The following is a 14,714-nucleotide window of genomic DNA, read 5'->3' as shown; positions in this document are numbered from 1 at the left end:
CTCAGGCGCGCTCGCCGATCAAGCGCTCGGCTTCGGCCAGGCGCTCCACGGTGCCGACATCGACCCACTGCCCACGGTAGTGTTCGCCACTGACCTGACCGCCAGCCATCGCCTGACGCAACAGCGGCGCGAGCTTGAAGGCCCCCGCCTGGCAGCCTTCGAACAGCGCCGGGTGCAGCACGGACAGGCCGCTGAAGGTCAAGGTGCCAGAGGCTTGATCGCCATCGCTGACCTGCCCGCCCTGCAGGCGAAAATCGCCGCGCCCATGATGGCCAGGGTTGTCCACCAGCACCAGGTGCGCCAGGCCCTGCAAGGGCGCACGCAACCGGGCCAGATCGTAATCGGTCCACACGTCGCCGTTGATCAGGGCGAAGGGTTGCTCGCCCAGCAGCGGCAATGCCTGGAAAATGCCGCCGCCAGTTTCCAGCGGCTCCCCTTCGGGCGAATAACGGATGTGCAGGCCAAAACGGCTGCCGTCGCCCAAGTGCGCCTCGATCTGCTGACCCAGCCAGGCATGATTGATCACCACCTCCTGGAAGCCGGCAGCGGCCAGCGCCCGCAGGTGGTATTCGATCAGCGGCTGGCCGGCCACCGGCAGCAGGGGTTTGGGGGTATGCAAGGTCAGCGGGCGCATGCGCTCGCCTTTGCCTGCCGCAAGAATCATCGCCTTCATTCATGCACTCCGGCTTGCAACTCGGCAATCAGCTGGCCGAGCTCGGCAAGCTCGGGACGACGGCTGATCACTTCATCTATATAGGCGAAGAAACGCGGGACGTCGGCCACATAGCGTGGTTTTCCGTCGCGGTGGCAAATCCGCGCAAAGATGCCGATGACCTTCAAATGGCGCTGCACGCCCATCAGGTCGCTGGCACGCTGGAACGCCTCGAACGACGCCTGGACCGGGATACCGGCGCTGCGCGCCTGGTCCCAATAACTGCGCAGCCAGGTTTCGACCCGCGTTTGCGGCCAGCTGAGGAACGCGTCCTTGAACAGACAGGTGATGTCGTAGGTGACCGGGCCGTAGACCGCGTCCTGGAAATCCAGCACGCCAGGGTTGGGCGCACTGTGCATCAGGTTGCGCGGCATGTAGTCGCGATGCACCAGCACCTTGGGCTGGGCCAGGGCGCTGTCGATCAGCAGTTGGGTGACGCGCTGCCAGCTGGCCTGTTGCGCCGCGGTGAAGGTGCGGCCGAGTTCATGCTCGACATACCACTGCGGGAACAGCTCGACCTCGCGGCGCAGCAGGGCTTCGTCGTAGCTGGGCAATGGCCCGTCCAGCGGCAGGCGCTGCAGGGCTAGCAGCGCCTCGATAGCGTCGGCGAACAGGGCGTCGGCGTTGTCGTCCTGGATGATGTCCAGGTAGGTCTGGTGGCCCAGGTCGCCCAACAGCAGGAAGCCGCGCTCCAGGTCCTGGGCATGGATGTACGGGACATGCACGCCGCCGCTGGCGAGTAGATGATCGATGGCGACGAACGGTCGGCAGTTTTCCTGGGGCGGCGGCGCGTCCATGATCACGAAACTGCGCCCGGCACCCTGCCAACGGAAGTAACGGCGGAAACTGGCGTCGCTGCTGGCGGCGGTCAGACTGCCTGCGGGCACGGCGCCCCAGGCGTTGTCGCGGTAAAGCTGATCGAGCTGCTCGTCGAGCCAGACCGTCAGGTGTTGCAGGCGTACATCGTGTTCAGGCATTACAAGGGTCTCCGACGGCCCTAGCCGTCAAGCGGGTCATGCTTTATTATCCAGCATCTTTTTCAGACCATCGAGAGGCGTGCGGCCCCCACACGCGGGCAGATGGCACGCAGGAAGCCCGGACTAATAAGATGGCATTGAAATCCCCCGCGTTTCGTAGAAAGTTCCCGTTGCTGGTAACCGGCGGTCTGCTGGCCCTGCAACCTCTGGCCACCTCTTACGTGGTGGCAGCCGAGCAGTTCGACTGCCAAGTGTCCGCCTCCGGTGGTTGGGACTGCAAGCCCAAGGCACCCGTGAACAACCTGCCTCCGCGCCCGGTACATGACGGTGCGGCACTTGCGTCGGGCAGCGAAGCTGCGCCCGCCGAAGCCGAAAGCGCTGACAAGCCGATGCTGGTCACCGAGGCCAAGGGCCGCGGCCTGAAGTCGCGCAGCGAAGACTACAGCCACCTCGACTGGGTACCACGGGACAAGCTCACTGCCGCGCAGCTGGCCGAAACCGGCCCGTACTGCGGCGGTGCCTATATTGAGCCGACCCGCCCAGGCATGGCCGACAACACGCCCAAGGACGAGTCGCCCACCTACATCAACGCCAAGGTGTCCAAGTACCAGCAGGAGCAGCAGATCGCTACCCTGGCCGGTGACGTGGTCATGCGCCAGGGCAGCATGCAGGCCGAGGCCGACGAGGCCAACCTGTACCAGACCGAAAACCGCGGCGAGCTCAAGGGCAATGTGCGCATTCGCGACAACGGCTCGCTGGTCGTCGGTGACCAGGCGCAAATTCAGCTCGACACGGGCGAGGCCCAGGTCGACAACGCCGAATACGTGATGCACAAGTCGCACATCCGCGGCAACGCCCTGTACGCCAAGCGTGGCGAAAACGCCATCATCCGCTTGAAGGACGGTACGTACACCACGTGCGAACCTGGCAGCAACGCCTGGCAGCTCAAGGGCAACAACATCACCTTGAACCCGGCCACCGGCTTCGGTACGGCGACCAACGTCACCCTGCGGGTCAAGGATTTCCCGGTGTTCTACACACCGTACATCTACTTCCCGATCGACGACCGTCGCCAGTCCGGTTTCCTGCCGCCGTCGTTCAGCAGCACCAGCGACACCGGCTTCATGCTGGTGACGCCGTACTACTTCAACCTGGCCCCGAACTACGACGCCACGTTGTACCCGCGCTACATGACCAAGCGCGGCATGCTGATGGAAGGCGAGTTCCGCTACCTGACCGAAAGCAGCGAAGGTCAGTTCGGCGGTGCGTACCTCAACGACAAGAGCGACGACCGCAAAGATCAGACCGACTACGAGAAACAGCGTTGGATGATCAACTGGCAGCACAAAGGCGGCCTGGATTCGCGCCTGCTGACCGAAGTCGACTACACCGACATCAGCGACCCGTTCTACTTCCAGGACCTGGAAACCGACCAGCTCGGGGTCAAGAGCCAGGATGTGGTCAACCAGCAAGGCGCCCTGACCTGGCGTGGCGATAGCTACACCGCCCGCTTGAACGCGCAGGCGTACGAGATGGCGACGCTGTCGCAGATCACTCCGTACAACAAGCTGCCGCAGATCACCCTCGACGGCGTGCTGCCGTTCCAGCCGGGCGGTCTGAATTTTGCGTACGAGACTGAAGCGGTACGCTTTGATCGTGATCTCAAAGACGATCTGGTGTTCGACAAGGATGGTAACCCCGACTTTACTGCCGGCGTGGTCCGCGATGCCAACGGCAATGTGCTTGGCGGCAAGCGTCTGGACGACAACATCAGCGGTATTGCCCGCGCCAACGGTACGCGCCTGAACTTCGCCCCTTCGATGAGCCTGCCGATGACCGCAAGCTACGGCTACATCACGCCGAAGCTCAAGTACGCCTACACGCACTACGACCTTGACCTGGATAGTCAGGGCAAGGCGCAGGCCATCGCACAGTCGGCCAATCCTGCTTATGGCAGCTACAACAGCACCCTGAACCGCGATATCCCGATCGCCTCGATCGACAGCGGCCTGTACTTCGACCGCAACACCTCGTTGTTCGGCACCAACTATCGCCAGACCCTCGAACCGCGCCTGTTCTACCTCTACGTCCCGTACAAGGACCAGAAAGACATTCCGCTGTTCGACTCGGGCGAAACGCTGTTCAGCTACGATTCGCTGTTCCGCGACAACCGCTTCTCCGGCACCGACCGCATCGGCGACGAGAACAAGCTGTCGCTGGGTGTGACCACCCGCTGGATCGAGGAAAACGGCTTCGAGCGGCAGAACTTCAGCATCGGCCAGGCTTACTACTTCAAGGACCGCAAGGTCCAGTTGCCAGGCATCGACTACCGTGACCGCAACGATGCGCAGTCGGACGTGTCGCCGTACGCCCTGGTGTACAACTACTACTTCAACCGCGACTGGCGCTTCAATTCGGACTTCAACTGGGATCCGGACAGCAGCAGCACCCGTTCGGCCAGTGCGATGTTCCACTACCAGCCGGAAGACAACCCGAACAAGGTGGTCAACCTCGGTTATCGCTACCGCAACGACACCATCGCCTACGACTCCACCACCGGCACCTGGAAAGTGGGCGGCGGCGACTACGGCACGCCGGGCGATGCGAACTACATCAAGGATTACTACAAGATCCAGCAGCACGACTTCTCGGTCATCTGGCCGATCGTGCCGCAGTGGAGCGTGATCGCACGCTGGCAGCATGACTACAACCGTAACCGCACCCTGGAGGCCATGGGCGGTTTCGAGTACGACAACTGCTGCTGGAAGCTTCGCTTGATCAACCGTTACTGGATCGACTACGACGACTTCAGCCAGGCCACGCCACAGAACGAAAAAGGCGACCACGGCATCTTCCTGCAGATCGTGCTCAAAGGCCTCGGCGGCGTTGTGGGCAATAAAGTCGAATCGTTCCTCGACCAAGGCATTCAAGGTTATCGTACACGTGAAGACCAAGCTTATTGATCGACTGCGCCCGGTGTTGCTGGGCGCTGCATTGCTGAGTGGCGCGGTGCATGCCGCGGTACAACCCCTCGACCGCGTGGTGGCCATCGTCGACAACGACGTGGTCATGCAGAGCCAACTGGACCAGCGCGTCCACGAGGTGCAGCAGACCATCGCCAAGCGCGGCGGCGGCGTACCGCCGACCGGCGCACTGGAGCAGCAGGTGCTGGAACGCCTGATCGTCGAGAACCTGCAGCTGCAGATCGGCGAACGTTCGGGCATCCGCATCACCGACGAGGAACTGAACCAGGCCCTTGGCACCATTGCCCAGCGCAATGGCATGTCCCTGGAGCAGTTCCGCGCCGCTCTGTCCCGTGACGGCCTGTCGTTCGACGACGCCCGCGAGCAGGTCAAGCGCGAGATGATCATCAGCCGCGTGCGCCAGCGTCGCGTGGCCGAGCGCATTCAGGTGTCGGAGCAGGAGGTGAAGAACTTCCTCGCTTCCGACCTCGGCAAGATGCAGATGTCGGAAGACTATCGCCTGGCCAACATCCTGATCCCGACCCCGGAAGCCGCCAACTCCGACGACATTCAGAAGGCCGCGCGCAAGATCGGTGATCTCTACCAGCAACTGCGTCAGGGCGCTGACTTCGCGCAGCTGGCGATCGCCAACTCGGCGAGCGAGAACGCACTCGAAGGCGGTGAGATGGGCTGGCGTAAAGCCGCTCAGCTGCCACCTGATTTCGCCAAGATGCTCAGCAGCATGCCAGTCGGTGAAATCACCCAGCCCATCCGTATCCCCAACGGCTTCATCATCCTCAAGCTCGAGGAGAAGCGCGGTGGCGGCGAGAACGTGCTGCGTGACGAAGTCCACGTGCGTCATATCCTGATCAAGCCGAGCGAGATCCGCAGCGAAGCGGCGACCGAGCAGCTGGCCGAGCGCCTGTATGAGCGCATCCAGAATGGCGAAGACTTCGCCGAACTGGCGAAAAGCTTCTCGGAAGACCCAGGTTCGGCGCTCAACGGCGGCGACCTCAATTGGGTCGACCCGAACAGCCTGGTGCCGGAGTTCCGCGAGCAAATGGCCAACGCCCAACAAGGCGTGGTGACCAAGCCGTTCAAGACCCAGTATGGCTGGCACGTCCTGGAAGTACTCGGCCGTCGCGCCACCGACAGCACCGAGCAGGCGCGTGAACAACAAGCACTGAACGTGTTGCGCAACCGCAAGTACGACGAAGAGCTGCAGACCTGGCTGCGCCAGATCCGCGACGAAGCCTACGTTGAAATCAAGCTGCCTGGCGCCGACCAGGCTGCACAGTGAAGCCCCTGCGCTTCGCCGTCACTCCCGGTGAACCAGCCGGCATAGGCCCCGACCTGTGCCTGCTGCTCGCCGCAGACGCCCAGCCCCATCCCCTGATCGCCATCACCAGCCGTGACCTGCTCGCCGAGCGGGCCACGCAGCTGGGGCTGGACGTCAGCCTGCTGCCGGTCGGCCCGGGCCAGTGGCCTGATCAGCCGGCCCCTGCTGGCGGCCTGTACGTCTGGGATACCCCGCTGGCAGTGCCCGTGGTGGCCGGACAACTGGCCAGCGCCAACGCCGCATTCGTGCTGCAGACCCTGACCCGCGCCGGGCAAGGTTGCCTGGATGGCGATTTCGCCGGGATGATCACCGCACCGGTGCACAAAGGCGTGATCAACGAAAGTGGCATCGCGTTTTCCGGCCATACCGAGTTTCTTGCCGAACTCACCGGCACCGCCCAGGTGGTGATGATGCTGGCCACCCACGGTCTGCGCGTGGCCCTGGTGACCACGCACCTGCCGCTGCGTGACATCGCCGAAGCGATCACTGCCGAGCGCGTGGAACGCGTGACCCGCATCCTGCATGCTGACATGCGCGACAAGTTCGGCATCGCCAATCCGCGCATCCTGGTCTGCGGCCTCAATCCGCATGCCGGGGAAGGCGGCCATCTCGGCCGCGAAGAAATCGACATCATCGAGCCGACACTGGCCCGTCTGCGCCGCGAGGGCATGGACCTGCGCGGCCCGCTGCCGGCCGATACCCTGTTTACCCCCAAATATCTGGAGCACTGCGACGCAGTGCTGGCGATGTATCACGACCAAGGCTTGCCGGTCCTCAAGTACAAGGGTTTCGGCGCGGCCGTGAACGTGACCTTGGGCTTGCCGATCATCCGCACCTCGGTCGACCACGGCACCGCATTGGACCTGGCCGGCAGCGGCAAGGTCGACACCGGCAGCCTGCGCGTCGCCTTGCAAACCGCCTACCAGATGGCCGAGAACCGACCATGAACGAGCACTACCAACACCGGGCGCGCAAGCGCTTCGGTCAGAACTTCCTGCACGACGCAGGCATCATCGACCGCATTCTGCGGGCGATCAACGCCAAGGCAGGCGAACACCTGCTGGAAATCGGCCCCGGCCAGGGCGCCCTCACCGAAGGCTTGCTCGGCAGCGGCGCGCAGCTCGACGTGGTGGAGCTGGACAAGGACCTGGTGCCTATCCTGCAGCACAAGTTTGCCGGGCGCGGCAATTTTCGCCTGCACCAGGGCGATGCGCTGAAGTTCGACTTCAACCAGCTGGAAGTGCCCGCACGCAGCCTCAAGGTGGTCGGCAACCTGCCCTACAACATTTCCACCCCGCTGATTTTTCATCTGCTCAGCCACGCCGGCCTGATTCGCGACATGCACTTCATGCTGCAGAAGGAAGTGGTCGAGCGCATGGCTGCCGGCCCAGGCGGTGGCGACTGGGGCCGTCTATCGATCATGGTGCAGTACCACTGCCGCGTCGAACACCTGTTCAACGTCGGCCCTGGAGCCTTCAACCCACCGCCGAAGGTCGACTCGGCGATCGTGCGCCTGGTACCTCACGAGGTGCTGCCGCACCCGGCCAAGGATGCCCGCTTGCTCGAACAGGTGGTGCGCGAAGCGTTCAACCAGCGCCGCAAGACCCTGCGCAACACCCTCAAGGGCCTGCTCGACAGCGCAGCCATCGAGGCTGCCGGTGTCGATGGCAGCCTGCGCCCCGAACAGCTCGACCTGGCCGCCTTCGTGCGCCTGGCCGATCAGCTGGCCGATCAGCAAGGCTGACCAGCTCTGCCCTGCCTCTTCGCCTGAAGGCCGGATCCGCGATCCGGCCTTCGCGCATCCCAGCCTGATACCTGCGCTGGCTATACGTCACCCAAGCCCCACACCGCTGGCCCTGCGCCCTCTCAATGGCCTAGACTGCATCATTGCGTCAGTTCGCCCAAGGCCCTTGCATGTCCGACCCCCGCTATCAGATCGACGTCAGCGTCGTGACCCGTTATTTGAAAGATCAATCCGACCCCGAAAGCAGTCGCTATGCCTTCGCCTACACCATCACCGTGCAAAACAACGGCTCGGTCAAAGCCAAGCTGTTGTCGCGCCACTGGCTGATCACCAACGGTGACGGCGAAGTCGAAGAAGTACGCGGTGCCGGCGTGGTCGGCAAGCAACCGACGATCGAGCCTGGCATGAGCCACACCTACAGCAGTGGCGCTGTGATCAGCACGCGCGTCGGCACCATGCAGGGCAGCTACGAAATGTTCGCCGAAGACGGCAAACGCTTCGAAGCCGAAATCGCCCCGTTCCGCCTCGCCGTCCCTGGGGCGCTGCACTGATGGCTACCTACGCCGTCGGTGATCTGCAAGGTTGCCTGCAGCCGCTCAAATGCCTGCTCGCCGAGGTCAACTTCGACCCGGCCGTGGACCGCCTGTGGCTGGTCGGCGACCTGGTCAATCGTGGTCCGGAATCGCTGGAAACCCTGCGTTACCTGTATTCGATCCGCCACGCCCTGGTGTGCGTACTGGGCAATCATGACCTGCACCTGCTGGCCGCCTGGCATAACGTCGAACGGCTCAAGAAAAGCGACACCCTGCGCGAAATCATCGAGGCGCCCGACGCCGATCAGCTGTTCGACTGGTTGCGCCAGCAGAAGCTGCTGCATTACGACGAACCGCGCGGCATCGCCTTGGTACATGCCGGTATCCCGCCGCAGTGGACCCTGGGCCAAGCGCTCAAGCTGGCTGCCGAAGTCGAGCAGGTACTGCGCGACGACAACCGGCTGAAGCTTTATCTGGACGGCATGTACGGCAACGAGCCGAACAAGTGGAGCAAGCAGCTGAGCGGTGTCGAGCGCTTGCGCGTGATCACCAACTACTTCACGCGCATGCGCTTCTGCACCGCCACCGGCAAGCTCGACCTCAAGAGTAAAGAAGGTCTCGACAGCGCGCCCAAGGGCTACAAGCCCTGGTATGCGCACAAGGATCGCCGCTCACGCCATGTCACCATCATCTTCGGCCATTGGGCCGCACTGGAGGGCAAGGTCGACGAACCCGGGGTCATCGCCCTCGATACCGGCTGCGTCTGGGGCGGGGCCATGACCCTGTACAACGTCGACACCGGCGCCTACCACCGCTGCGACTGCGCCGATGGCGGCAGCGTGCGCCAGCTGGCGCCAACCTCTACACTCAACGATCAGACCTGAAGGAAAGCCCAGCCATGAGCGAATTCAAACGCATCCCTCCCGAGCAGGCCTTGGCCTTGCGCGCGCAAGGTGCGGTGGTCGTCGACATTCGCGACCCGCAAGCCTACGCCGCCGGCCACATCACCGGGGCCCAGCACCTGGACAACCACTCGGTGGCCGATTTCATCCGCAATGCCGACCTGGACGCGCCGACCCTGGTGGTCTGCTATCACGGCAATTCGAGCCAGAGCGCTGCAGCCTACTTGGTCGGGCAAGGGTTTTCCGACGTCTACAGCGTCGATGGCGGCTTCGAGCTATGGCGCGCCACCTACCCTGCAGAAACCGCCCAAGGGCCTGCCGAATAATTTTTTCATCTTGACTGCAGCCCGCGCCCCACGCGGGCTGGCACCCTACCTGACGAACGGTAGCAGGCAACTTCTTCCCCGCTCGCCCTTGACCTTGCAGATAACCAACTATCCTTAAGCGCAGGCCATCCAAAAAAGGGGAGAGCCGGTACACCGGCGTGCGGGTCATCGGTAGCGTTCCAAGGTGTTCTGGGGGGTATACAGCAGTCGGTCCAAGCCGATTGCATGCCAGCATCAGCTGACTGATCCGGCGTCGTCTCCATGTATCGAGCGAGGTGACGTCATGAGTATTTTTAGCCACTTCCAAAACCGCTTCGAATCAACGCGTCAGGAAGAACTCACGCTGCAGGAGTACCTCGAGCTGTGCAAAGAGGATCGCAGCGCCTACGCATCGGCGGCTGAGCGGCTGCTGCTCGCCATCGGTGAGCCAGAGCTGATCGACACCTCCACCAACTCCAGGCTGTCGCGAATCTTCTCCAACAAGGTGATTCGCCGGTATCCGGCCTTTGCCGACTTCCATGGCATGGAAGAGTGCATCGACCAGATCGTTTCCTACTTCCGCCACGCCGCCCAAGGCCTGGAAGAGAAGAAACAGATCCTCTATCTGCTGGGCCCGGTAGGCGGCGGCAAGTCGTCGCTGGCCGAAAAACTCAAGCAGCTGATGGAAAAGGTGCCGTTCTACGCGATCAAGGACTCGCCAGTATTCGAATCGCCGCTGGGTCTGTTCAACGCCACCGAAGACGGCGCCATCCTCGAAGAGGAATACGGTATTTCGCGTCGCTACCTGAACACCATCATGTCCCCGTGGGCCACCAAGCGCCTGCAGGAATTCGGCGGTGACATCAGCAAGTTCAAAGTGGTCAAGCTCTACCCTTCGATCCTCAACCAGACCGCCATCGCCAAGACCGAGCCTGGCGACGAGAACAACCAGGACATCTCGGCCCTGGTGGGTAAGGTCGATATCCGCAAACTCGAGGAATTTCCACAAAACGACGCCGACGCCTACAGCTATTCGGGCGCACTGTGCCGGGCCAACCAGGGCCTGATGGAATTCGTCGAGATGTTCAAGGCGCCGATCAAGGTCCTGCACCCGCTGCTCACTGCCACCCAGGAAGGTAACTACAACAGCACCGAAGGCCTGGGCGCGATCCCCTACTCCGGGATCCTCCTGGCGCACTCCAACGAATCGGAGTGGCACACCTTCCGCAACAACAAGAACAACGAGGCATTCATCGACCGGATCTACATCGTCAAGGTGCCGTACTGCCTGCGCGTCAGCGACGAAATCAAGATCTACGACAAACTGCTGATCAACAGTTCGCTGTCCAAGGCGCACTGCGCGCCAGACACACTCAAGATGCTCGCCCAGTTCACCGTGCTGTCGCGCCTCAAGGAGCCGGAAAACTCGAACATCTACTCCAAGATGCGCGTGTACGACGGTGAGAATCTCAAAGACACCGACCCCAAGGCCAAGTCGATCCAGGAGTATCGCGACTCAGCAGGCGTGGACGAAGGCATGAACGGCCTGTCGACCCGCTTCGCGTTCAAGATTCTGTCCAAGGTGTTCAACTTCGACCCGCATGAGGTCGCCGCCAACCCGGTGCACCTGTTGTATGTGCTCGAGCAGCAGATCGAGCAGGAACAATTCCCTGCCGAAGTGCGTGAACGCTATCTGCGCTACCTCAAGGAATACCTGGCACCGCGCTACATCGAATTCATCGGCAAGGAAATTCAAACTGCCTACCTGGAATCCTACAGCGAGTACGGCCAGAACATCTTCGACCGGTATGTGCTCTACGCTGACTTCTGGATCCAGGACCAGGAGTACCGCGACCCGGAAACCGGCGAAATCCTCAACCGGATCGCCCTCAACGAAGAGCTCGAGAAAATCGAGAAGCCTGCAGGCATCAGCAATCCGAAGGATTTCCGCAACGAAATCGTCAACTTCGTCCTGCGTGCCCGCGCCAACAACAACGGCAAGAATCCGAGCTGGCTCAGCTATGAAAAACTGCGGGTGGTGATCGAGAAGAAAATGTTCTCCAACACCGAGGACCTGCTGCCGGTCATCAGCTTCAACGCCAAGGCCAGCAAGGAAGATCAACAGAAACACAACGACTTCGTCACGCGGATGGTGGAGCGTGGCTATACCGACAAACAGGTGCGCCTGCTGTCGGAATGGTACCTGCGGGTCAGGAAATCGCAATAAAGAGGCGAGCTACTAGCGGCAAGCCACAAGCTGTCAGCGCCGAGCTCACGCCCGGCGCCAGTATCTGCAGCAGCGATGACTGCGCTTACCTGCAGCTTGAAGCTTGCCGCTTGAAGCTTATGGCCTGTGGCTTGCAGCTGCTCCAGCTACCGGAGGGACCATGAGCTACGTTATCGACCGACGCCTTAATGGCAAGAACAAAAGTACGGTCAATCGCCAGCGCTTCTTGCGGCGTTACCGTGAACACATCAAGAAGGCCGTCGAAGAAGCTGTCAGCCGCCGCTCCATCATGGACATGGAACATGGCGAGCAGATCAGCATTCCGGGACGCGACATCGACGAACCGGTGCTGCACCATGGCCGCGGTGGCAAGCAGACCATCGTCCACCCTGGCAACAAGGAATTCACGGCGGGCGAGCATATCGCCAGGCCGCAGGGCGGCGGCGGCGGCGGCGGCCGGGGCAAAGCCGGCAATTCCGGCGATGGCATGGACGACTTCGTCTTTCAGATCACCCAGGAAGAATTCCTGGAGTTCATGTTCGAAGACCTGGAACTGCCCAACCTGGTCAAGCGTCACCTGACCGGAGCCGACACGTTCAAGACCGTGCGCGCTGGCATTGCCAACGAGGGCAACCCGTCGCGCATCAACATCGTACGCACCCTGCGTTCGGCGCATGCACGGCGTATCGCCCTGACCGGCAGCAGCCGCGCTCTGCTGCGCCAGGCCCAGAAGGAGCTGGCGCGCCTGAAGGTCGAGGAGCCAGACAACTTCAGCGACATTCAGGAAGTCGAGCAGGAGATCGAGCGGCTCAAGGCGCGGATCAACCGCCTGCCCTTCCTCGATACCTTTGACCTCAAATACAACTTGCTGGTCAAGCAACCCAATCCCAGCTCCAAGGCGGTGATGTTCTGCCTGATGGATGTGTCCGGGTCGATGACCCAGGCCACCAAGGACATCGCCAAGCGTTTCTTCATCCTGCTTTACCTGTTCCTCAAGCGAAACTACGACCGCATCGAGGTGGTTTTCATCCGCCATCACACCAGCGCCCGGGAAGTCGACGAGGAAGAGTTCTTCTACTCGCGCGAAACCGGCGGCACCATCGTGTCCAGCGCGCTGAAGATGATGCAGGAAATCATGGCCGAACGGTATCCGGCGGCCGACTGGAACATCTACGCCGCCCAGGCCTCCGACGGCGACAACTGGAACGATGACTCGCCGATCTGTCGCGATATCCTGGCCAAGCAGATCATGCCTCACGTGCAGTACTACACTTACGTCGAGATCACCCCCCGCGAGCATCAGGCCTTGTGGTACGAGTACGAGCGGATCGGCGAAGCCTTCCCTGACACGTTCGCCCAGCAGCAGTTAGTCTCGGCCGGAGATATTTATCCGGTCTTCCGTGAACTCTTCCAGCGCAGGTTAGCCACATGACCGCCAGAGCACAGAGACGCCAACCCATTTCAACCGGCTCGGAGTGGACGTTCGAGCTCATCCAGACCTACGACCGCGAAATCAGCCGCCTGGCCGAGCGCTACGCCCTGGACACCTATCCCAATCAGATCGAGGTGATCACTGCCGAGCAGATGATGGATGCCTACGCCTCGGTGGGCATGCCGCTGGGCTATCATCACTGGTCCTATGGCAAGCAGTTTCTCAGTACCGAGAAATCCTACAGCCGCGGGCAGATGGGCCTGGCGTACGAAATCGTCATCAACTCCGACCCGTGCATCGCCTATCTCATGGAAGAGAACACCATGTGCATGCAGGCACTGGTGATCGCGCACGCCTGCTACGGCCACAACAGCTTCTTCAAAGGCAATTACCTGTTCCGGACCTGGACCGATGCTACCTCGATCATCGATTACCTGGTGTTTGCCAAGCAGTACATCGCCCAGTGCGAAGAGCGCCATGGCATCGATGCCGTCGAGGACCTGATCGACTCCTGCCACGCCCTGATGAACTACGGTGTCGACCGTTACAAGCGGCCCTACCCCATCTCTGCCGAGGAGGAACGCCGCCGGCAAAAGGACCGCGAGGAGCACCTGCAGCGGCAGATCAACGACCTCTGGCGCACCATCCCCAAGAGCGCCGACAAGGGCGGCGAGCGTGATGACGCGCGTTTCCCGGCCGAACCCCAGGAAAACATCCTCTACTTCATCGAGAAAAACGCGCCACTGCTGGAGCCTTGGCAGCGGGAGGTGGTGCGCATCGTGCGCAAGATCGCCCAGTACTTCTACCCACAGCGGCAAACCCAAGTAATGAACGAGGGTTGGGCGACCTTCTGGCACTACACCCTGATGAACGATCTGTACGACGAGGGCTTGATCACCGAAGGCTTCATGATGGAGTTCTTGCAGTCGCACACCAGCGTGGTATTCCAACCCGGCTTCGACAGCCCCTACTACAACGGCATCAACCCGTATGCGCTGGGCTTCGCCATGTACATGGACATTCGTCGCATGTGCGAAAACCCAACCGAGGAGGACCGTCGCTGGTTCCCGGACATTGCGGGGGCCGACTGGCTGTCGACCGTCAAGTTTGCGATGAGCAGCTTCAAGGATGAGAGCTTCATCTTGCAGTACCTGTCACCCAAAGTGATCCGCGACTTGAAGCTGTTCAGCATCCTCGATGACGACCAACGCGACGATCTGCTGGTGCCGGCGATTCATGACGAGGCCGGTTACCGTACCATTCGCGAACAGTTGGCGGCCCAGTACAACCTCGGCAACCGCGAGCCCAATGTGCAGATCTGGAGCATCGACCGGCGCGGCGATCGCTCGCTGACCCTGCGCCATCAACAACACAACCGCAAACCGTTGGGCGAATCCACCGAAGAAGTCCTCAAGCACCTGCACCGCTTGTGGGGCTTCGATATTCACCTGGAAACCGTCCAGGGCGACCAGGTGGTCAAGACCCATCACATGCCCCCACGCGGCGAGCATGGCGAAGGCGCCGACTATGGGCGCATGGACCTCGCCGTGATCCATCACCTCTGATGCACTGCCATTACT

12 protein-coding genes are annotated in these 14,714 nt (G+C 61.8%); 10 read left to right on the top strand and 2 right to left on the bottom strand.

All coding sequences use genetic code 11. From position 1 onward, the window contains the following. Position 1: 1 nt before the first annotated feature. Both murU and ACLEJW_RS18885 read right to left on the bottom strand, forming a co-directional pair. Positions 2-673, bottom strand: coding sequence for an N-acetylmuramate alpha-1-phosphate uridylyltransferase MurU (gene murU, locus ACLEJW_RS18890; protein WP_313455118.1), 672 nt, complete (start codon positions 671-673; stop codon positions 2-4). Then, complete coding sequence (locus tag ACLEJW_RS18885; RefSeq protein WP_440778039.1) at positions 670-1,689, bottom strand: aminoglycoside phosphotransferase family protein; 1,020 nt, start codon at positions 1,687-1,689, stop codon at positions 670-672. Before ACLEJW_RS18885 ends, murU begins: the two co-directional genes overlap by 4 nt. A gap of 131 nt (positions 1,690-1,820) precedes the next feature. Between ACLEJW_RS18885 and ACLEJW_RS18880 the strand changes: the two genes are divergently transcribed. From ACLEJW_RS18880 to ACLEJW_RS18835, 10 genes are all read left to right on the top strand, one after another. Then, positions 1,821-4,652 carry an LPS-assembly protein LptD gene (locus ACLEJW_RS18880; RefSeq protein WP_440778038.1) on the top strand — a complete coding sequence of 944 codons (2,832 nt, stop codon included), beginning with the start codon at positions 1,821-1,823 and terminating at the stop codon, positions 4,650-4,652. Then, complete coding sequence (locus ACLEJW_RS18875) at positions 4,633-5,952, top strand: peptidylprolyl isomerase (protein ID WP_145183472.1); 1,320 nt, start codon at positions 4,633-4,635, stop codon at positions 5,950-5,952. The genes ACLEJW_RS18880 and ACLEJW_RS18875 overlap by 20 nt, the downstream gene beginning before the upstream one ends. Then, complete coding sequence (gene pdxA, locus ACLEJW_RS18870; protein ID WP_313295884.1) at positions 5,949-6,938, top strand: 4-hydroxythreonine-4-phosphate dehydrogenase PdxA; 990 nt, start codon at positions 5,949-5,951, stop codon at positions 6,936-6,938. The genes ACLEJW_RS18875 and pdxA overlap by 4 nt, the downstream gene beginning before the upstream one ends. Further along, positions 6,935-7,735 carry a 16S rRNA (adenine(1518)-N(6)/adenine(1519)-N(6))-dimethyltransferase RsmA gene (rsmA, locus tag ACLEJW_RS18865; protein ID WP_145183478.1) on the top strand — a complete coding sequence of 267 codons (801 nt, stop codon included), beginning with the start codon at positions 6,935-6,937 and terminating at the stop codon, positions 7,733-7,735. The genes pdxA and rsmA overlap by 4 nt, the downstream gene beginning before the upstream one ends. A gap of 170 nt (positions 7,736-7,905) precedes the next feature. Next, a complete protein-coding gene (gene apaG, locus ACLEJW_RS18860; RefSeq protein WP_145183481.1) occupies positions 7,906-8,286 on the top strand; it encodes a Co2+/Mg2+ efflux protein ApaG in 381 nt (126 codons plus the stop codon). Beyond that, the gene (locus tag ACLEJW_RS18855; protein WP_145183484.1) at positions 8,286-9,152 is read left to right on the top strand and encodes a symmetrical bis(5'-nucleosyl)-tetraphosphatase; all 867 of its coding nucleotides are present in this window, start codon (positions 8,286-8,288) and stop codon (positions 9,150-9,152) included. The genes apaG and ACLEJW_RS18855 overlap by 1 nt, the downstream gene beginning before the upstream one ends. Before the next feature lie 14 nt (positions 9,153-9,166). Next, positions 9,167-9,496, top strand: coding sequence for a thiosulfate sulfurtransferase GlpE (gene glpE / locus ACLEJW_RS18850; protein ID WP_145183487.1), 330 nt, complete (start codon positions 9,167-9,169; stop codon positions 9,494-9,496). A 283-nt stretch (positions 9,497-9,779) separates the two neighbouring features. After that, the gene (locus ACLEJW_RS18845; RefSeq protein WP_145183491.1) at positions 9,780-11,702 is read left to right on the top strand and encodes a PrkA family serine protein kinase; all 1,923 of its coding nucleotides are present in this window, start codon (positions 9,780-9,782) and stop codon (positions 11,700-11,702) included. 160 nt (positions 11,703-11,862) lie between these two features. Next, complete coding sequence (locus tag ACLEJW_RS18840) at positions 11,863-13,134, top strand: YeaH/YhbH family protein (protein ID WP_313295893.1); 1,272 nt, start codon at positions 11,863-11,865, stop codon at positions 13,132-13,134. Then, on the top strand, positions 13,131-14,699 hold the full coding sequence (locus ACLEJW_RS18835; RefSeq protein WP_313295895.1) for a SpoVR family protein: 1,569 nt from the start codon (positions 13,131-13,133) through the stop codon (positions 14,697-14,699). The genes ACLEJW_RS18840 and ACLEJW_RS18835 overlap by 4 nt, the downstream gene beginning before the upstream one ends. The last annotated feature ends 15 nt before the right edge of the window (positions 14,700-14,714 follow it).

This window comes from Pseudomonas sp. SMSB3 (assembly GCF_052041965.1).
In the GTDB taxonomy this organism is placed as follows: Bacteria; Pseudomonadota; Gammaproteobacteria; order Pseudomonadales; family Pseudomonadaceae; genus Aquipseudomonas.
The sequence above is the reverse complement of the archived record's forward strand: the minus strand, read 5'-3'. Positions and strand labels throughout refer to the sequence as shown.